This window comes from Burkholderia sp. S-53, from assembly GCF_025560745.1.
GTDB classification, from domain to species: Bacteria; Pseudomonadota; Gammaproteobacteria; order Burkholderiales; family Burkholderiaceae; genus Burkholderia; species Burkholderia pyrrocinia.
The window spans coordinates 1471068-1490300 of record NZ_CP090484.1 but is presented as its reverse complement, the minus strand read 5'-3'; the positions used below and the strand labels follow the sequence as shown (position 1 = coordinate 1490300).

At 68.0% G+C, this 19233-nt stretch carries 20 protein-coding genes; 7 read left to right on the top strand and 13 right to left on the bottom strand.

Annotation, left to right across the window (positions count from 1 at the left end; genetic code table 11):
- Positions 1-102: 102 nt before the first annotated feature.
- The gene (locus tag LXM88_RS28755) at positions 103-1050 is read right to left on the bottom strand and encodes a GlxA family transcriptional regulator (RefSeq protein WP_262546551.1); all 948 of its coding nucleotides are present in this window, start codon (positions 1048-1050) and stop codon (positions 103-105) included.
- Between the two features lie 108 nt (positions 1051-1158).
- On the opposite strand from LXM88_RS28755, the gene LXM88_RS28750 reads away from it, so the two are divergent.
- Positions 1159-1467 (top strand): DUF3817 domain-containing protein, encoded by a 309-nt coding sequence (locus LXM88_RS28750; protein WP_262546548.1) that lies wholly within the window; start codon positions 1159-1161, stop codon positions 1465-1467.
- Positions 1464-1865 (top strand): CopD family protein, encoded by a 402-nt coding sequence (locus LXM88_RS28745; RefSeq protein ID WP_262546546.1) that lies wholly within the window; start codon positions 1464-1466, stop codon positions 1863-1865. Before LXM88_RS28750 ends, LXM88_RS28745 begins: the two co-directional genes overlap by 4 nt.
- Before the next feature lie 9 nt (positions 1866-1874).
- Here LXM88_RS28745 and LXM88_RS28740 read toward each other — a convergent pair whose 3' ends face one another.
- The 3 genes from LXM88_RS28740 to LXM88_RS28730 form a co-directional block, all read right to left on the bottom strand.
- The gene (locus LXM88_RS28740) at positions 1875-2468 is read right to left on the bottom strand and encodes a hypothetical protein (protein ID WP_262546957.1); all 594 of its coding nucleotides are present in this window, start codon (positions 2466-2468) and stop codon (positions 1875-1877) included.
- Positions 2469-2681: 213 nt separating this feature from the next.
- A complete protein-coding gene (locus tag LXM88_RS28735; RefSeq protein WP_262546545.1) occupies positions 2682-4070 on the bottom strand; it encodes an NCS2 family permease in 1389 nt (462 codons plus the stop codon).
- A gap of 528 nt (positions 4071-4598) precedes the next feature.
- Positions 4599-5276 (bottom strand): TetR family transcriptional regulator, encoded by a 678-nt coding sequence (locus LXM88_RS28730; RefSeq protein ID WP_262546543.1) that lies wholly within the window; start codon positions 5274-5276, stop codon positions 4599-4601.
- 48 nt (positions 5277-5324) lie between these two features.
- Here LXM88_RS28730 and LXM88_RS28725 point away from each other — a divergent pair, with 48 nt between their 5' ends.
- Positions 5325-5990: an O-methyltransferase gene (locus tag LXM88_RS28725; RefSeq protein WP_262546542.1), complete on the top strand. Its 666-nt coding sequence runs from the start codon at positions 5325-5327 to the stop codon at positions 5988-5990.
- Positions 5991-6130: 140 nt separating this feature from the next.
- Here LXM88_RS28725 and LXM88_RS28720 read toward each other — a convergent pair whose 3' ends face one another.
- The 7 genes from LXM88_RS28720 to LXM88_RS28690 form a co-directional block, all read right to left on the bottom strand.
- On the bottom strand, positions 6131-6649 hold the full coding sequence (locus LXM88_RS28720; RefSeq protein WP_262546540.1) for a DUF3455 domain-containing protein: 519 nt from the start codon (positions 6647-6649) through the stop codon (positions 6131-6133).
- Positions 6650-6820: 171 nt separating this feature from the next.
- Positions 6821-7825, bottom strand: coding sequence for an aldo/keto reductase (locus LXM88_RS28715; RefSeq protein WP_262546537.1), 1005 nt, complete (start codon positions 7823-7825; stop codon positions 6821-6823).
- A gap of 20 nt (positions 7826-7845) precedes the next feature.
- Positions 7846-8961, bottom strand: a complete 1116-nt coding sequence (locus tag LXM88_RS28710) for an alkene reductase (RefSeq protein ID WP_262546534.1) — start codon at positions 8959-8961, stop codon at positions 7846-7848.
- 69 nt (positions 8962-9030) lie between these two features.
- Positions 9031-9837, bottom strand: a complete 807-nt coding sequence (dkgB, locus tag LXM88_RS28705; RefSeq protein ID WP_262546532.1) for a 2,5-didehydrogluconate reductase DkgB — start codon at positions 9835-9837, stop codon at positions 9031-9033.
- A 150-nt stretch (positions 9838-9987) separates the two neighbouring features.
- Complete coding sequence (locus LXM88_RS28700; RefSeq protein ID WP_262546530.1) at positions 9988-10950, bottom strand: LLM class oxidoreductase; 963 nt, start codon at positions 10948-10950, stop codon at positions 9988-9990.
- Positions 10951-10963: 13 nt separating this feature from the next.
- Positions 10964-11287 carry a MoaF-related domain-containing protein gene (locus tag LXM88_RS28695; RefSeq protein WP_262546528.1) on the bottom strand — a complete coding sequence of 108 codons (324 nt, stop codon included), beginning with the start codon at positions 11285-11287 and terminating at the stop codon, positions 10964-10966.
- A 30-nt stretch (positions 11288-11317) separates the two neighbouring features.
- Positions 11318-12520, bottom strand: a complete 1203-nt coding sequence (locus LXM88_RS28690; protein ID WP_262546526.1) for an MFS transporter — start codon at positions 12518-12520, stop codon at positions 11318-11320.
- A 101-nt stretch (positions 12521-12621) separates the two neighbouring features.
- Between LXM88_RS28690 and LXM88_RS28685 the strand changes: the two genes are divergently transcribed.
- On the top strand, positions 12622-13566 hold the full coding sequence (locus tag LXM88_RS28685) for a LysR family transcriptional regulator (protein WP_262546525.1): 945 nt from the start codon (positions 12622-12624) through the stop codon (positions 13564-13566).
- Between the two features lie 100 nt (positions 13567-13666).
- Here LXM88_RS28685 and zwf read toward each other — a convergent pair whose 3' ends face one another.
- Complete coding sequence (gene zwf / locus LXM88_RS28680) at positions 13667-15142, bottom strand: glucose-6-phosphate dehydrogenase (protein WP_262546524.1); 1476 nt, start codon at positions 15140-15142, stop codon at positions 13667-13669.
- Positions 15143-15343: 201 nt separating this feature from the next.
- On the opposite strand from zwf, the gene LXM88_RS28675 reads away from it, so the two are divergent.
- Positions 15344-15922, top strand: coding sequence for a TetR/AcrR family transcriptional regulator (locus LXM88_RS28675; protein ID WP_262546522.1), 579 nt, complete (start codon positions 15344-15346; stop codon positions 15920-15922).
- A 188-nt stretch (positions 15923-16110) separates the two neighbouring features.
- Positions 16111-16986 carry an SDR family NAD(P)-dependent oxidoreductase gene (locus tag LXM88_RS28670; RefSeq protein WP_262546521.1) on the top strand — a complete coding sequence of 292 codons (876 nt, stop codon included), beginning with the start codon at positions 16111-16113 and terminating at the stop codon, positions 16984-16986.
- Between the two features lie 156 nt (positions 16987-17142).
- Here LXM88_RS28670 and LXM88_RS28665 read toward each other — a convergent pair whose 3' ends face one another.
- Positions 17143-17919: a hypothetical protein gene (locus LXM88_RS28665; protein ID WP_262546519.1), complete on the bottom strand. Its 777-nt coding sequence runs from the start codon at positions 17917-17919 to the stop codon at positions 17143-17145.
- A 274-nt stretch (positions 17920-18193) separates the two neighbouring features.
- Between LXM88_RS28665 and LXM88_RS28660 the strand changes: the two genes are divergently transcribed.
- Positions 18194-19081, top strand: coding sequence for a LysR substrate-binding domain-containing protein (locus LXM88_RS28660; RefSeq protein ID WP_262546517.1), 888 nt, complete (start codon positions 18194-18196; stop codon positions 19079-19081).
- The last annotated feature ends 152 nt before the right edge of the window (positions 19082-19233 follow it).

Below are 19233 nucleotides of genomic sequence, written 5' to 3'. Positions count from 1 at the left end.
CGAGGCGGGGTGGCGACGGTTTTCGGTAGCGATCCTGACGATCGTGAGCGCATGGGTTCACGTCGTCGGGTCGAAGCATCGGGTGCCGATGCGCAGCGCGCGTCATGCGCCGGACCGCGCGCGGAACGCGTGGCGATAGCGCTGTGGCGACGTGCCGACGACACGCGCGAACCGCTCGCGAAACGCGGTGACCGAACCGAACCCGGCCTCCGTTGCCACATGTTCGATCGACAACTCCGTGACTTCGAGCAACTGCTGCGCATGCCTGACGCGCGCGGTCTGCAGCCATTGCCGCGGCGACGTGCCCGTCTGTTCCTGAAAGCGCCGTGTCAGCGTGCGCACGCTCGTCGACGCCTTGCGGGCCATCGCGTCGAGCGTGAGCGGCTTGCGCAGGTTGGCCTGCAGCCAGTCCATCAGGCTTTGCAGCCCGTCGGTGCCGGCCGGCCATTCCGGCGCGATGAACTGCGCCTGCCCGCCTTCGCGGACGCGCGGCGCGACCGCATAGCGTGCGGCATCGACGGCGACCGCCGCGCCGTAGTCGGCCTGGATCATGTGCAGGCACAGATCGAGGCCGGCCGCTGCGCCGGCCGACGTCAGGATCTGACCGTTGTCGATGAACAGCACGTTCGGGTCGACCGTCACATTCGGGTAGCGGCGCGCGAGTTCGCCGGCCGCCAGCCAGTGCGTCGTCGCGCGCAGGCCGTCGAGCAGCCCGGCTTCCGCGAGCACGAACGCACCGCTGCAGATCGACGCGATCCGGCAACCGCGCGTGGCCGCCGCGCGCAGCGCCGCGATCACGCGGCGCGACGTGGGCGCGAGCGGCACGGACGTGCCGGGGACGACGATCGTGTCGGCGTCGGCGAGCGCATCGAGACGAAACGCGGGCCGCAGTTCGAACAGCTCGCCGGCGACGCGCGCCTGCTCGCTGCACACGCGCACGCGGTAGGCGGGCTCGACGCCGGGCGACCGCACGCGCGCGAACGTGTCGCATGCGACGCCCAGATCGAACGGGACGACATCGGGCAAAGCGAGGACGGCGACCGTATGCATGGCGTTCGAGGCCGTGGCCAGAATCCGTTTAAAGATGGCATTCTAGCCAATGGATCGGGTCCGTACCACACGCCATAATTGCGGCTGACCAACGTTCGGGGCCCATCGATGAAACAAGACGATCGCAATGCGTTGCGCAACCTGCAGTACCTGTCGCTGCTGGAGGCCACCACGCTCGTCGTGCTGGTGTGCATCGCGGTGCCGCTCAAGCATCTGGCCGGTTATCCGGCTGCGGTATCGATCATGGGCCCGATTCACGGCATCGCTTTCGCGATGTACGTGTGGGCGGTCGTCGGCACCGCGTCGAGCGGGTTGTGGAGCAAGGGCGACGTCGCGCGGCTCGTGCTGTCGGCCGTCGTGCCGTTTGCGGGGCTGGCGAGCGCCGGATGGATCGCGCGCAGGAGGCACGCGCAATGATCTACCTGTTGCTCAAGGCCGCGCATGTCGTCGCCGTCGTCATGTTCGTCGGCGGGCTGCTGATGTTGTCCGTCGGCGTCCGTATCGCCAACCTCGCCGTGCATCGCGCGGTGCGGCGCTGGGATCGCTCGGTGACGGCGCCCGCGCTCGCGCTCGTCTGGATCACGGGGCTTGCGATCGCGCTGAGCGGACACTGGTTCGGCGCCGCGTGGCTGTCGGTGAAGCTCGCGGTCGTCACCGCACTGTCGGCGCTGCACGGGATGCTGGCCGGCACGCTGCGGCGCATGGAGCGCGACGATCTCGTCGTCGTGCCCGCACAATGGCTCGGTCACGCAGCGGGCGCTGTCGTGGTCGCGACGGGGATCGTCGTCGGGCTGGTCGTGATCAAGCCGTTCTGATGCGTCGACCTACGCCAGCGCCGTTTCGACCGTCGCCAGCATGCGGCGACGGATCCAGCCGCTCCCCAGCCGGATCGCGAGCCAGTACGGCGTGAACAGCAAGCGCGTCTGTGCGGTCGGGCAGTGGATGAAGGTTTCGGTGCGCAGGATGTGCGCACCCGATGCCCGCCCGACGACCTCGAACCGCAGCACCAGCTTCGCGTCGCGCGGGTCGTCGTGGCGGACGAAGGCCATTGCGTCGGCGATGGTGCGCACGTCGGGCGTCGGGCGCCAGAAGCGTCCGACGAGACCGAGCGACAGCGACGTGTCGTCGCGGTGAAGCAGCGTGAATGCGTGGAAACCGAAACGCTCGCGTCCGCTTCGGGCCGGCCCGTTGCGGAGCGTGTCGACGACGGCCGCCGGGAATTCGCGCACCGTCATCAGTGCATCGATGACCGGATCGGCGCGCATGTCGAGCGACGCGACCGCGGCCATGATGCGGGCCGGCTCGGCATCGATCGGCTGCGATTCATGCACTTCGTGGAAGCCGAACGACGGGATGAACGGCGGCTTGCGCGCCGAGGTCCGGGTGCTCGATTCGGAGACGATGCCGAACGCGTTCATGGCGGCTCCTGAAGGCAAAATGCGATCGTAGCACTGGGCGCGGATTCGCGTCGCGCCGATTCCGGGCTGCTTCGCCGATCGCGCCGCACCGACAAAAAAGGCCTGGAAACTCGCGTTCCCAGGCCTGGAGACCATCAACGATGATGGTGGAGGAGACGTTGTCGTCCCGATGCGCGCCGTCCTTCTGCAGGCGACGTCGCGCATGATCCGCGGTCAGATTGCCCAGCCGCCGAGGTAGAACGTGACGAGCACGGCCGCGATCAGCACGGTGCCGACGTTGAGCTTGCGGAATTCGCCGCTCGCAATGCGGCCGATCACGAGCGTCGAGAAGCCGAGCATGATGCCCGTCACGATGTTTGCGGTCAGCACGATGAACACGGCGCACACGAGGCCCGACATCGCATCGACCATGTCGTCCATGTGCAGCTTGCTCACGCTGCCGAGCATCAGCAGGCCGACGTACATCAGCGCGGGGGCCGTGGCGTACGACGGCACGAGGCCCGCGAGCGGCGAGAAGAACATCACGACGAGGAACAGCAGGCCGACCACGGCTGCCGCGAGGCCCGTCTTCGCGCCCGCGGCCACGCCGACGCTCGACTCGATGTAGGCCGCCGCCGGCGCACCGCCGAGGAAGCCGGAGAAGATCGAGCTGAGCGAATCGGCGGTCAGCGCGCGGCCGCCGTTGATGATGCGGCCGTTCTCGTCGAGCTGGCCGGCCTGCCCGGCGACCGCCCGGATCGTGCCGGTCGCGTCGAACACGGCGGTCATCACCAGCGCCAGCACGCTCGGCAGCACGGCCATCGACAGCGCGCCCTTGATGTCCATCGCGCCGATCAGCGACGCATGGCCCGGTGCGCTCAGCGACGGCAGCGCGAAGATGCCGTGGTACTTCACGGCCGGGTCGAACACGAGGCCGAACACCGAGATCGCGATCACGACGAGCAGGATGCCGCCCGGCACGCGACGTTTTTCGAGGCCGAAGATCGCGGCGAGGCCGACGACCGACATGATGACCGGGAGCGCGGTGATCTGGCCGAGCGAAACCGGCAGCCCGGCGCCCGGGTTCTTGATCACGAGGCCGACGTCGTTCGACGCGATCAGCAGCAGGAACAGGCCGATGCCGATGCCGGTGCCGTGCGCGACGCCCGCGGGCAGGTTGCGCAGGATCCACGAACGCACGCCGGTGACCGAGATGCCCGTGAACACGAGGCCCATCAGGAACACGGCGCCGAGCGCGACCGTCGGATGCAGCCCCTTGCCGAGCACGAGGCCGAACGCGGTGAACGCGGTCAGCGAGATCGCGCAGCCGATCGCGATCGGCAGCTTCGCCCACAGGCCCATCAGCAGCGAGCCGAACGCGGTGGTGAGGCAGACCGCGACGAACACGGCGCTCGTGTCGAAGCCGGCCTTGCCGAACATGCCGGGCACGACGAACACGGAATAGACCATCGCGAGGAACGTGGTCACGCCGGCAATGATTTCGCGGCGCTGCGTGCTGCCGCGCGACGAAATGCCGAAGTACCGGTCGATGACTCCCTTGGTGCCAAAGTCAGTTTCTTCCGCGCCGACGCCGACCGTCGGCTGCACCGGGGTATCACTCATGAGCTTGCTCCTTTATCAGCATGCTGAAACGGCCCGTAGCGAACCGTCGTCAGGGTGTCTCGAATCTGGTTGGGATTATCGGCAACGTCGTGGGGACGAATGACGCGTGATCCGTGTCGTCACGCGCGAATCGAAACGATCGCGAGTGTGTCGCGTCGTACGACGCGTGGTGTGGTCGACCCCGTCACGTGTGCTTTGCCGTAGCGAAGGTTAGGCGAACCGCCCATCACGTCCCATTGGGGGAAGAGCATGCAGCGCATGTCGCAGCGCTTATATCGGCGTGCGACGGGGCTTCGTCGTGCCGGAACGCGTGTATACGCCTAGTTCGAATCCGTTAAGGCGATTATTTGAATGCGGGGTCGGCGGGCAGCGGGAAAGCGGGTGGCGTATCAAATATTGCGAATTGCTTTCATTGTGGCGGTGAAGACCAGTGGAAAAGGGCGTGCGTGACGCGAGTCGCGGCCGCACGCAACCTGCATCCGGACGATACGGCGCGTTGCGCGCGCGGCGTTCGCGTTCGTCCGGGCGTTAACGGCGGGCGAGATGCTCAAGATACGCGCAGAACATGTCGGCCATCGCGGTCGAATATGCGTCGATTTCCGCCGGCGTGCGCTCCGTTTCGGAGAACGCCTTGCCGGCCGTCGTGAGCGTCGTCTTGATCAGCTCGCAGGCGAGCGCATGGGTGGTGTCGGACACGCCGGGCAGCGCTTCGCGCATGAACGCGCTGAAGATCCGGTTGCCCTCGGCCCTCACTGCCTGCGCCTCGGGGGCGTCGCGATAGAGGGGCGCGGCGTCGTCGAGTGCGATGCGCATGCTCGCCTCGTCGCATTCCGAACGGATGAACGCGTGGACGGCAGTGCGCAGCCGCTCGGACGGCGTCTTCTGCGTGTCTTGCAGCATTGCGCGCAGCATCTCGGACGTCTGCCGCCATTCGTCGTGCTGGAGCCGGAACAGCACGGCCGCCTTGTTCGGGAAGTACTGGTACAGCGAGCCGACGCTCACGCCGGCCCGCTCGGCAACGCGCGCCATCGTGAAGCGCTGCGCGCCTTCGCTCGCCAAAACCTGAACAGCGGCCTGCAGGACGTCTTCGACAAGACGTGTCGAACGCGCCTGCTGAGGCTGTTTGCGCGTGGCGATCCGGGCGTTTCGGCGGTCGGTCATGAGCGGTTTGCCAATGCGAATAGTAAAACCTGAATAGTTCGTCATATTCTAATCGGGTGCACCGACGCACTCAACCCGATCCCGGAGATTCGCATGACCACCCTGATTCTCGACCCGCTGGCTTCGCTGCTGGACCGCCTGTTCGACGAGGCCGACGCGTCGTCGCCCGCGACGAGCCCGGCGTTCGCCGGCATGACGCACGACGAGCATGCGCGGCTGATGCGCAGCAAGACCGACTACGTCGATTTCTATGCGCGCCTGAAGGACTTTCCGCTTGCCGTGTCGCGCGACACGGGCACGCTGCTGTACATGCTGGCGCGCAGCAACGGCGCACGCGCGATCGTCGAATTCGGCATGTCGTTCGGCATCTCGACGCTGCATCTCGCGGCCGCGCTGCGCGACAACGGCGGCGGCCGGCTGATCACGAGCGAGTTCGAAGCGTCGAAGGTCGCGCGGGCGCGCGAGAACCTGGCGGCCGGCGGGCTGGCCGATCTCGTCGAGATCCGCGAAGGCGATGCGCTGCGTACGCTGGCGGCAGATCTGCCCGACACGGTCGACCTGCTGCTGCTCGACGGCGCGAAGGCGCTGTATCCCGAGGTGCTCGCGCTGGTCGAGCGCCGGCTGCGGCCCGGCGCGTTCGTCATCGCCGACAACGCGGAATACAGCCCCGACTACCTCGCCTACGTGCGCGCGCCGGAAAACGGCTATCTGTCGGTGCCGTTCGGCGGCGACGTCGAGCTGTCGATGCGGACGCGCTGACGCGCGCGCATCGTGTCGTAACCGGAACGATGACGATGAAGGCGCCGGGCATCCGATCGGTAAATGCAGGATAACTGATCAAATTGACGGGCTGCGAGGAACGAGATGGCGGCGTCCGCGCTTCTGGACGCCGCCGCGCGTTACTTCAGGAACACGTATCGCGCGAAATACGGAAAGCGGCCGGTCGCATGCTCGGTCGCGCACGTCGCCTCCGGCGGCGTGCCGCCCGCGGTATCGAGCCGCTGTACGAAGCGCACGCCGGCGAGCGTGCCGGTTGCGGCCGGCGTCGCCGCGAGCAGGAGCTGAGGAATGCTGCCCGCGCGTGCGCTCGGTGCTTCCGCGAGCTTCTTGCCGGTGATGCGGCTGCCGTCGAGCGTTTCCCACGACGGCCCCGCGCCGTGCCGGACGACGAGCGCGCCGGTCGCGTCGAACAGCATCGCCTCCGGGCGCTGGAACGTCCACGCGAGCCGGTGTTCGGCGTCGTATTCGCATGCGTAGATCTGCACGCCGGTCGCGGTCGTCGACAGCACGGGCGACGCCGGCCGGGGCGGCGCGAGACCGGTTGCATCGTCGGCGTAGGCCGGCAAGGTGCAGGCTGCGAACGAAAGGCCGGCCGCGAGGGCCCGCAGCATGTCGCGTTTCGGAGAGCGGCTTGGCATCGCGGGGCGTCCTTTCAGGTCGGGTGACGGTCGTGCGGAGTCGATCCCGTAAACGTTAGACGGCGATTGCGCAGGCTGCAATTCGGAAATGGCAATCGCGGCGATAGTCGCCGCGATTGCGATGAAATGGTTGTGCGCGACCGCGCGTCGCGGCGGCCGCGCGCAAGCGCCTCAGGCCGCGCCGGCCGGCGTCGGTGCGTGTTCGGCGATCAGGCGCTCGGCCTTCAGCGCGTCCCACAGTGCGGCCGGAATCGGCGCCGACGCAAGCCGCAGGTTCTCGTCGATGCGATCGGGCCGGCTCGCGCCGGGGATCGCGGCCGCGACGGCCGGGTGCGCGAGCGAGAACTGCAGCGCCACCGCGCGGACGTCGACACCGAACCGTTCGCTGGCCTGCCGGATGCGCGCGACGCGATCGAGCATCTCCTGCGTCGCCGGCTGATACTCGAAGTGGGTGCCGCCGGCGAGCACGCCGGAGTTGTACGGACCGCCGACGATGATGCCGAGCCCGCGCACGGCGCTTGCCGGCATCAGCCGTTCGAGCGCGCCCGCATGGTCGAGCAGCGTGTAGCGGCCGGCCAGCAGGAAGCCGTCGGGATCGGAGCGTTCGAGCGCGAGCTCGCACGGCTCGATGCGGTTCACGCCGAGGCCCCAGCCCTTGATGACCTTCTCGTCGCGCAGGCGCGTGAGCGCCTTCGCCGCGCCCGACATCGCGACGTCGAACACGTCGAGCCAGCGTTCGCCGTGGAAGTCGACCGCCGGGTCGTGGATCCACACGGTGTCGAGCCGGTCGGTGCGCAACCGCTTGAGGCTCGCTTCGATCGAGCGCAGCGTGCCGTCCTCGGTGTAGTCGTAGACGATCTTGTTCGGCAGGCCATGGCGGAACAGGCCGCCCTTTTCGCCGAGATCGCGTTGCGACGCATCCTCGTGTTCGTCGAGGACCAGCCGGCCGACCTTGGTGCCGAGCGAATATTCGTCGCGCGGCCGGCCGGCGAGCGCTTCGCCGAGGCGCAGCTCGGCGAGGCCGGCGCCATACAGCGGCGCGGCGTCGAAGTAGCGGATGCCGCTTTCCCACGCCGCGTCGACCGTGGCCAGCGCTTCTTCGTTCGGGATGTCGCGATACATGTTGCCCAGCGGCGCCGTGCCGAAACCCAGGCGGGAAGGGAGCGTGATTCTCATGTTGAAATCCTGTGGGTCGTTCACGCCGCGGCTTGCGCGAGCGTCGGGTAGTCGGTCAGGCCCGGTGCGCCGCCGCCGAACAGCGTGTTGCGGTCGTGCGGCGTGAGCGCGGCGCCGGTGCGCAGACGCTCGGGCAGGTCGGGGTTCGCGACGAACGGGCGGCCGAATGCGACGAGGTCGGCCCAGCCGGCGGCGATCGCCTCGCGTGCGCGCTCGGCGGTGTATGCGCCGGCGTAGATCAGCACGCCCGGGTACGCGGCGCGCAGTTGCTGCTTGAATGCGACCGGCATCAGCGGCGCGTCGTCCCAGTCGGCTTCCGCGATGTGCAGGTAGCCCACGCCGAGTTTGCCGAGCAGCGTCGCGGCGGCGAGGTAGGTCGTTTCCGGATCGTCGTCGACGCAGCCGTTCAGCGTCGTCAGCGGCGCGAGGCGGATGCCGACGCGCGACGCGTCGCCGGTGCCTTCGATCAGCGCCTGCGCGACTTCGCGCAGGAAGCGCAGCCGGTTTTCCAGCGAGCCGCCGTACGCGTCGGTGCGCGTGTTCGCGTTCGAGTCGATGAACTGGTTCACGAGATAGCCGTTCGCACCATGCAGCTCGACGCCGTCGAAGCCGGCTTCGATCGCGTGGCGCGCGGCGGCGCGGTACTGGCCGACGATCTCGCGGATCTCGTCGAGCGTCAGCGCGCGCGGCTCGGACGCCTGCACGAAACCCGGCGTGCTGCCGTCTTCAGCGGCGACGAACACGTTCACGCCCTTCGCCTGGATCGGCGACGACGACACGGGTTGCCGGCCGCCGAGCAGGCTCGTGTGGCTCAGCCGGCCGACGTGCCACAGCTGCGCGAAGATGCGGCCGTGCGCGGCATGCACCGCGTCCGTCACCTTGCGCCAGCCGGCGACCTGCGACGGCGTGTGAATGCCGGGCGTCCATGCGTAGCCCTTGCCGAGCGGCGCGATATAGGTGCCTTCGCTGACGATCAGGCCCGCGCTCGCGCGCTGCGCGTAATACGCGGCCATCAGTTCGTTGGCTTCGTCGCCGGGCTGGCTCGCGCGCGAACGCGTCATCGGCGGCATCACGATGCGGTTCGGCAGCGTCAGCGCACCGAGTCGCAGCGGTTGGAAAAGCGGGTCCTGGGTCATGGTGAATTCCTGTCGGTGCCGCGGCCGGCTGGCCGCGGACGGATCGAATATCGAATGGCGGGCGGCGTGTCAGTCCCACTTCGGCGCGAGGCCGGCCGGGTCGACTTCGCGGCCGTTGCGTTCGAGCGCGGCGATCTGCGCCATGTCTTCGTCGGTCAGGCGCAGCGTCTGTGCGAGCAGGTTGCTCGCGAGGTTCTCGCGCTTCGTCGACGACGGAATCACCGAGTAGCCGAGCTGCAGCGCCCAAGCGAGTGCGACCTGCGCGGGCGTCGCGTCGTGACGTTGCGCGATCGCGCCGAGCACCGGATCGCCGAGCACCTTGCCGTATGCGAGCGTCATGTACGACGTCACGTGGATGCCTTCGCCGTTCAGGAACTCGACGAGCTTGCGGTTCTGCAGGTACGGACTCAGTTCGATCTGGTTCGTTGCGATCGCATCCTTGCCGACGGCCGCGATCGCTTCCTTCGTCAGTGCGATGTTGAAGTTCGAGATGCCGATCCGGCGCGTGAGGCCCTTTGCCTTCGCATCGGCCAGCGCGGTCATGAACGCGTCGATCGACACGCCGTTGTCCGGGGCCGGCCAGTGGATCAGCGTCAGGTCGACATGGTCGGTGCGAAGCTTGCGCAGGCTCTCTTCGAGGCTCGGCACGAGCTTGCCCGGCGCATAGTTGTCGACCCAGATCTTGGTGGTCAGGAACAGGTCTTCGCGGCGCACGCCCGATGCGGCGATCGCTGCGCCGACTTCGGCTTCGTTGCCGTAGATCTGCGCGGTGTCGATCGCGCGGTAGCCGACGTCGAGGCCGTTGCGGACCGAGTCGATGACGACCTGGCCTTGCAGGCGGAAAGTGCCGAGGCCGAATGCGGGAATCTTGCTCATCGTGTGCTCCTGGGAGAGGGGGGCGGTTGCGGTATGTGAGTCATTCTGGCGCTTCAGACTGATGAGATAAACGCCGTTAGAGGTCAAAAATATTTGATTTGAATTCAAATATCGGTCGTGGGCCGGGCCCGCTGCGGGCCGTTGCCGGCCTTATGCGACGCGTGTTTGCGCGCTCGTGCTCGCGCTCGCATTCGCATGGAACGCCGGCAGCACCTCCGCTGCGATCTCGGCCATCGTCTCGTCGAGCGGGCGGCGGTTGCGGCGGAAATGCAGGCCGATGTGCCGCACGCCGGCGTCGCGCATCGCAGCGAGTTCCTCGGTCAGCGCGACGCGTCCCGCGCGGGCGCCGAAGCGGTGCCGCTGCAACGGCTCGTGCGGGTCTTCCGCGAGATCGAGGTGGATGAAGCTCACGTACGGCTTGTCGCCTGCCACGGCGCGCCAGTTCGCGGCGCGCTGCGCGTGGTCGGCCGGCGTGCCCGGATACGCGAGGCAGCCGTCCATGTGCTCGCCGATCCATGCGGGCGTCTGCTGCGCGAGGCCCGCAACGAGCAGCGGCACCGGCGAACGGGCGGCGGGCAGCACGTCGAGGCCGGGCGGCAGGTGAGCGTGCGCGCCGTCGCGCAGCAGTGCGATCTGGTCGCGGAAATTCGCGCCGCGCGATGCGAAGTCGCGGCCGAACAGCGGATATTCGACGGGACGGTCGCCGCTCGCGACGCCGAGCAGCAGGCGGCCGCCGCTCAGTTCCTGGATCGTCGCGGCCGATTTCAGCGTCAGCAGCGGTTCGCGCAGCGGCAGCACGACGGCCGCCGTGCCGAGCAGGATGTCGCGCGTGATGCCGGCGAGGTAGCCGAGATACGAGAACGTTTCGAACACCTGCGCGGCGTCGCCGAACGACGGGTCGTACACCGGCACGTCGCGCACCCAGAGCGCGCGGAAGCCGAGCGTGTCGGCCAGTTGCGCGAGCTCCGCGTGGATGCCGAGGTCGGGCACGCCGGGGCGGCGGCCGTCATGCTGGCGCTTCGCGTCGCCGGCCGGCGACCAGTCGTTGTCGAGCGGCAGTTCGATGCCGACGCTGAAGCCGCCGTCGGCGAGTGTGTCGAGAGAAGTGGACATCGTCGGGCTCCGTTCAGACCGCGCGCAGGCTGCCTTCGAGCCGGTAGAAATCGAGCGACGACGCGGTGAAGAACGAGCGCGACGTGCCGGCGGCGAAATCGTCGATGTGCACGACCGTCGCGCGGTCGGCTTCCTGCCACGAGATCGCGTAGGTCTCGCCGGCGACGTGCTGCCACGTGCACGCGACTTCTCCCTTCGCGCCGGCGTATGCGCCTTCGGTGATCTCGTAGCGCATGCGGCGGCCGTCCTCGTCATACGCGTTGAGCGCGGTGAGGCTGTCGTAGCGGACTTCGAATGTCTTGCCGGCGAACGGCGGACGCTGGGTCGATGCGTTCATGGTGATCAGCTCCTGCAAAAAATGTGACGTTCAATGAGCGAGTTCGACAGGTTCTGCCGTGCGTTCGGGCAGCCCGTGGTGACGGTCGAGACGGCCGCTCAGCGCGGTGAGCGCGAACGCGCCGAGCGTGACGACCGCGGCGATCCACGGCGTGTGGCCGAGGCCCACGTTCGCGACGATCAGGCCGCCGAGCGACGAGCCGCCGGCGACGCCGAGGTTGAACGCGGCGATGTTGAAGCCCGATGCGACGTCGGTGGCGTCCGGCGCGAAGTGGCGCGCCTGCTTGACGACATACACCTGCAGCCCCGGCACGTTGCCGAACGCAACGGCACCCCACGCGAGCATCGTCAGCACCGCGAGCCATTTGACGTGGATCGTGAAGGTCAGCGCGAGCAGCACGATCGCGAGCAGCAGGAAGATCCGCTTGAGCGCCTTCACGGGGCCGACGGCGTCCGCGAGCTTGCCGCCCCACACGTTGCCGACCGCGACCGACATGCCATAGCCGACGAGCACGAGGCTGACCTGCGACGGCGTGAAGCCGGCGATCTGTTCGAGCAGCGGCGCCATGTACGTGAACGCGATCAGCGAGCCGCCGTAGCCGACGGCCGTCATCGCAAAGACGAGCAGCAGGCGTGGCTGCGCGAGCACGCGGAGCTGGCGGGCGAGCGGCGCCGGCGGCGTTTGCGGCAGGGCGCGCGGCACGAATGCGACCGCGCCGAGGAATGCAACGAGGCCGAACAGCGCGACGATCAGGAAGGTTGCGCGCCAGCCGAAGTGCTGGCCGATGAAGGTGCCGAGCGGAATGCCGGCGACGAACGCGACGGTCATCCCGCTGAACATCGTCGCGATCGCGCTGGCCGCCTTGTCCTTCGGCACGAGCGTGGTCGCGATGATCGAGCCGACCGAGAAGAACACGCCGTGCGCGAGGCCGGTGAGGATGCGCGCGACGATCAGCGATTCGTAGCCGGGCGCCTGCCATGCGACGAGGTTGCCGACGGTGAACAGCGCCATCAGCGCGGCGAGCAGCGACTTGCGCGGCACGCGGCCGGTGAGCGCGGTGAGGAGCGGCGCGCCGATGGCGACGCTCAGCGCGTACAGGCTGACGAGCAGGCCGGCCGACGGCAGGCTGACGCCGAGATCGGCGCCGATCGTCGGAATCAGCCCGACGATCACGAATTCGGTCGTGCCGATGGCGAACGCGCTGATGGTCAGCGCAAGCAGGGCGAGTGGCATGATGGGATCCTGGTTCCAGTAAGGATGGATCGCAGTGTGCCGCCTTTACTTTTGCGGAAAAACCGGTCTATAAACCAAATTGTTTTGATTTCAAATCAACAATGAAAATTACGCTCGACGAACTCCAGGCCTTTGCCGCCGTGGTCGACACCGGTTCGATCACCGCTGCCGCGCAGCAGCTCGACCTCACGGTGTCGGCCACCAGCCGCACGCTCGCGCGGCTCGAGGAGAAGCTGAAGACCACGCTGCTGCGCCGGACCACGCGGCGGCTCGAACTGACCGAGGAGGGGCGCGCGTTCCTGCAGGATGCGCGCGCGATCATCGAATCGGTCGAGAACGCGGAGGAGCAGATGCTCGCGCGGCGAGAGATGCCGTCGGGGCGCCTGCGCGTCGACGCCGCGACGCCGTTCATGCTGCACGTGATCGTGCCGCTCGTGCGCGGCTACCGCGAACGCTTCCCGAAAGTCGAGCTGGAGCTGAACAGCAACGAGGGCATCATCGACCTGCTGGAGCGGCGCACCGATGTCGCGATCCGGATCGGCCGGTTGAAGGATTCGACGCTGCACAGCCGGCGCATCGGCAACAGCCGGCTGCGCATCCTCGCGAGCCCCGCGTATGTCGAAGCGCATGGCCAGCCGCGCAAGGTCGAGGATCTCGGCAAGCACACGCTGCTCGGCTTCACGCAGCCCGAATCGCTGAACGTGTGGCCGATCCTCGGCACCGACGGCGAGCCGTGCCGCATCGAGCCGGGCATCTGGTCGTCGAGCGGCGAGACGCTGCGGCAGCTCGCGCTGGACGGCGCGGGCATCGTCTGCCTGTCGGATTTCATGACCGCGCAGGATCGCGAAGCGGGGCGGCTCGTGCAGGTGCTCGCGCGCCAGACGCTCGACGTCGAGCAGCCGATCCATGCGGTGTACTACCGCAATACCGCGATTTCGTCGCGGATCGCGTCGTTCGTCGACTACATGATCGAGGTGCTGGGCGGCGGCAGTGGCAGCAGCGATGCGCCGGCGCGGCGCAAGGCCGCGTGGCTGGAGCCGCGATAGCGGCGGCGGGCGGCTTGCGGGTGAAGGCGACGGAAAGCGGGGCGCGCATACGCCCCGATTGACCCGGCGTGCCGCGCGGCGGCACGCCGTCGTGCTGCGGTTACGCCTCTTCGGACCAGGACATGCCGTCGCGCGCGAGCAGCGCCGACGAGGCCGCGGGCCCGAACGTGCCGGACGTGTACAGGCGCGGCCGGTCGCCGAGCTGCTTCCAGCCGTCGAGGATCGGCTCGACCCACGACCATGCGGCTTCGAGCTCGTCGCGGCGCATGAAGTGCGTGAGGCGGCCGCGGATCACGTCGATCAGCAGCCGTTCGTACGCTTCCGCGCGCCGCTCCGGAATCGCCTGCTGCAGGTCGAGGTTCAGGCTCACGGGCACCATGTTCATCCCGCTGCCCGGTTCCTTCGCGAGCATCTGCAGCTGGATCGACTCTTCCGGCTGGAGCTGGATCACGAGGCGGTTGCCGTAATGGCGCGGGCCGGTCGGGATGATCGAGAACGGCATGTCCGCGAACTCGATCACGATTTCCGACTGGCGGCGCTGCAGCCGCTTGCCCGTGCGCAGGAAGAACGGCACGTTCGCCCAGCGCCAGTTGTTGATGTGCGCGCGCAGCGCGACGAAGGTTTCCGCGCGGCTGTCCGCCGGCACGTTGTCTTCCTCGAGATAGCCCTTGACCGGCTGGCCGTCGACCGCGCCGGCCGTGTACTGGCCGCGCACCGTGTCGCGCGCGACGTCCGACAGCGCCATCGGCCGCAGCGAACGCAGCACCTTCAGCTTCTCGTCGCGCACCGCGTCCGGGTCGAGCGACACGGGCGGCTCCATCGCGACGATGCACAGCAGCTGCAGCAGGTGGTTCTGCACCATGTCGCGCAGCGCGCCGGTATGGTCGTAGAAGCCCGCGCGGCTGCCGACGCCGACCGTTTCCGCAACCGTGATCTGCACGCTGCGGATGTTCGGCCCCTGCCACAGCGGCCCGAAGATCGGGTTGCCGAAGCGCAGCACCATCAGGTTCTGCACGGTTTCCTTGCCGAGATAGTGGTCGATCCGATAGATCTGCGATTCCTCGAAGTGCTTGCCGACCGCATCGTTGATCGCCTTCGCGGACGCGAGATCGTGGCCCAGCGGCTTTTCGAGGACGACGCGCGAGCGCGCGTCGACGAGGCGCGCGGCCGACAGGTTGTCGCAGATCGTCGTGAACAGCTCCGGCGACGTCGACAGGTAGAACACGCGGATCGCATCGCCGCGCGCCGCTTCGGCGAGCCGCAGGTAGTCGTCCGGCGCGTTCACGTCGATCAGCACGTACTTGAACAGGTCGAGGAACCGGCTCCACGCGTCGGCGTTGAACGCCTTCTCGTCGATGAACGGGCGCGACTGCTCGTCCATGAACTTGCGATAGCCGTCGATGCCCCAGTCGCGGCGGCCGACGGCGATGATGCGCGTTTCGGGCGGAAGGTTGCAGTGCAGGTGCGCCATGTACAGCGCGGGCAACAGCTTGCGGGCGGCCAGGTCGCCGCCGCCGCCGAAGATGATCATGTCGACAGGCCGGTCGGCCGCGGTCTGGGTAGGCTGATTCGTCATGGGAGGTTCGCGGTTTGAAACGATGAACGTGAAACGAACGTCGAAGGCATCGGGCGCCGGTTGGCCGGCGCCGGTACGGCAAAACGATAATAGTGCACGGTTTTGATGGATTGCGTATGCGTTCCCCCAGATGTAACAGGGCTTGCGTTCCCCGCGGCGCGTTGATTATGATTGAGCACTCACTCATTAAAGGAATCGAACGTGGCCCGACCGCGCAGTCCCGACAAGCACGAAGCCATCCTCGCCGCCGCCGCCCGCGCGCTCGCCGAGGACGGCGCGACCGCGACGACCGCGCGCATTGCGCGGCTCGCCGGCGTGGCGGAAGGCACGGTGTTCACGTACTTCGAGACCAAGGATGCGTTGCTGAACGCGCTGTACCTGAGCCTGAAGGCCGACATGCGCGAAGCGATGATGGCCGGTTTTCCGGAAGGCGCGCCGGCCGAGCAGGCCGTGCGGCATGCGTGGAACGGCTATGTGTCGTGGGGCGTCGCGAATCCGGACGAGCGGCGCGCGTTGCAGCAGCTCGGCGTGAGCGGGCGCATCGACGACGCGCATCGCGCGGCCGGCGCCGAAGGCTTCGGCACGATCCGTTCGCTGCTGCGGGAGCAGATCGTCGCGTCGCGCGGGCTGAAACCCGACGAAGCGCATGCGTTCTGCGCGGCGCTGTTTACATCGATCGCGGAAACGGCGATGGAGTCGGTCGCGCGCGATCCGGCGCGGGCCGATGCGTACCGGGAAGCCGGGTTTCGTGCGTTGTGGGCTGTGCTGCACGCGGTGTGAGCATGAGGCGAACGATGTGACGGAAGGGTTGGCCGTCGTGACGGCATAGGCAGTGCGTGTGCCGTGCGACGGAAGGCAGGACGGTTTCAGGCAGGGCGACGCATCGCGCGAATCATCGATGCATCGCCAATATTAATGAGTGAGTAATCATTCATTTTCGTGGTTTGATCTTGTCGAGGAGTGGAAAAATGTCGAAAGTCTGGCTGGTAACAGGGGCCGCGCGCGGTCTTGGGCGAGCGATTTCGGAAGCCGTGCTGGCGGCGGGCGACCGGCTGGTGGCCGGTGCGCGCGATCCCGCGCGGCTCGCCGATCTGGCAGAGCAATATGGCGACCGGCTGCTGCCGGTGGCGCTCGACGTCACCGACGAAGCGGCGGCCGCGCAGGCCGTCGCGGCGGCACGCGACAGGTTCGGCCGCATCGACGTGCTCGTGAACAACGCGGGTTACGGCCATACGGCGCCGTTCGAGCAGATGGGCGCCGATGACTTCCGCGACCAGATCGAAACGAACCTGTTCGGCGTGATCAACCTGACGCGCGCGGTGCTGCCGACGATGCGCGCGCAGCGCGCGGGGCACGTCTTCCAGGTGTCGTCGGTCGGCGGGCGCACGTCGACGGCCGGTCTGTCCGCGTACCAGGCGGCGAAGTGGGCGGTCGGCGGGTTCAGCGACGTGCTGTCGAAGGAAGTCGCGCCGTTCGGCGTGCGCGTGTGCACGCTCGAGCCCGGTGGGATGCGGACCGACTGGGCCGCTCAGGCGAAGCGTGGCATCGACGACCTGCTGCCCGACTATGAGCCGTCGGTCGGGAAGATTCTCGAGCTGCTCGGCGCGTATGGCGGCCATGAGGTCGGCGATCCGGTGCGGATCGCGAAGCTGATCGTCGAGCTGTCGCGTCGCGACGACGTGCCGATGCGCCTGTTGCTCGGCGGCGATGCGCTGTTCGTGTGCGAACAGGCGGAAACGCAGCGCGCGGAAGAAGCGGCGCGGTGGCGCGATGCGACGCTGTCCACGCAGTTTCCGGATGCGAAGCTGCCGGAGGGGCTGGAGGCGCTGAAGGAGCGCGAATGACGGCGGCTGTCCGCCATGTCGGTTGAAACGGAGGATCGGGGAGAGAAGCCCGGTCTTCTTCAGTGTCGCTGCGTGCGATGCGTGATCCGCGACGCCGGCCGACGAGCGTCGTCCGTGCAGCCGCGGAGCCGTCGTCGAACGTGATGCCGGCCCGGCTCACTCCATCGGCACGGCGACCGGCACGCGCATCCGGTACAGCGATACCGCCTGGATCGCGAGCGTGCAGGCAATCGCGACGCCGTAGGCCGGGATCAGGTCCAGCCGCGTGAGCGTCAGGCTCAGCACATGGAAAAACGCGGCGAAGCCCAGCAGCCCGGTCGCCATCCCGCGCATCAGTTGCTGCGCGGCCGCGGCACCGTTCGTCCGGTGCGCGAAAATCGCGAGGATGATCACCATGAACGGGAACGACGCAAGCACGCCGCTCGTTTCCGGCCCGACGTAGGGCGCGATCATCGTCACGCCGATCACGAGGCCGGCGATCAGCGCCATGCGCAGCGGCAAATCCCAGCGCGGCGGATCGATCCTGACGGTCCTGACCGGGCCGGCCTGCACGACGCTCAGCACGAGCGCGACGGCGAGGATCGCGATCAGGAACAGGCTGGTCTCCGGCAACGCGCTCGCCTTCAGCAGGACCGCGACGATGGAAAACGCGACGCTGGCGCCGGCCAGTGCCGCGGGCCAGCCGCGTTTTGCCAGCCGGCAATACGCGATGCAGAAAGCGGCTTGCCCGGCGGTCGCGACGAGCGAACCGGCCGTCGCATGCGCGGCGAACGCGGGGCCGTGCTCCAGCGCGAGAAATACCGAAACCGGCCCCGACGTGAGCGGCAACCCGACCAGCAATCCGCCGATCGCTTCGCCCCAGCGGCGCGCGGCGAGCGTGGCGGCGGCGAGCAGCAGCGGGGTGGCGACGAGCTTGAAAAGAAGATGATCCATGATGAGCGGCACGACCCGATGCATGCATGCCTTGGATGAAGCGCGAGCCGGGTGTCGCGGTTTCAGGCGGGGAGCGCAGTCGCGATTCCGGCGGTGACGCGTGGCGGAACGGCGGTGCGCGGACGCATTCGGCACACCGGCCTGCACGGCCGCCGACCTCTGCGCGTGCCTTCGATATTGCGAGCGGCCGCCGGCGCTGACAAACCATTTGTAGTCATATAATGCGTGAGTACAACTCACACGTAGCGCGACCGTGTTCGACCGGCTTCCCCCTTTGCAAACGCTGCGCGCCTTCGAGGCGACCGGCCGGCTGTTGAGCATGACGCTGGCGGCCGAGGAGTTGCACGTCACGCACGGTGCGGTGAGCCGGCACATCAAGCACCTCGAAACCCATCTCGGCGTCGCGCTGTTCCAGCGCCTGACGCGGCGTATCGTCCTCACCGAGGCCGGCGCGGCATTCCTGCTTGGCGTGACCCGCACGCTGGGCGACCTGACGAAGGCAGCCGAGCGGCTGCGCGCGCACGACAGCGTCGCACGGCTGAAGATCAACGCGAGCGTGTCGTTCGCGAACAAGTGGCTTGCGCCGCGGCTGCATCGGCTGAAAGCGCTTCATCCGGAACTCGACATCCATCTCGACGTCACCGACACGCACGTCGACCTGAACGAAGGCGAGGCCGACGTGGCGATTCGTTACGGCAGCGGGCGCTATCCGCGCGTGCTCGCCGAGCGGATTCTCGAGGAGACGGTGACACCCGTCTGCAGTCCTGCCTATCGCGTGAAGATGGGCGGGCTGGATGCGGTCGAGCGCATCGTCGGCTGCACGTTGCTGCACGAGGACCGGATGCTGGCGAACTGGGAGCAGTGGTTCGCGCTGGCCGGCATCCGCAGTGCGCGCAGCGATCGCGGGCCGGCGTACAGCCACGGAAGTCTCGCGATCGAGGCGGCGATTCGCGGCGAGGGCGTCGCGCTTGGCCGCAGCGTGATCGTCGCGGACGACATCGCCGCCGGGCGTCTCGTCGCGCCGTTCCCGCAATACGCGCTGCAGGCCGAGCGCGGGCATGACCTGGTTTACCGGATCGGCAGCAAGGACGATCCGAAGGTGTGCGCGCTGCGCGACTGGCTTGCGGAAGAGATCCGCGTGTTTCTCGGGCAGGCGGGCTGAGCGGCGCGTATTCCGGTTCGGCGCAGGTCGTTGCCGCAGTGTGCACGGCGGGTTGCATCGCCGGTCGGCAACACTGGGCAGTTGTGTGATCTTCGATTAGATGCGGATACGTTTCTTCGATTAGATGTGGATACGGCGTTGAAACGCTCATG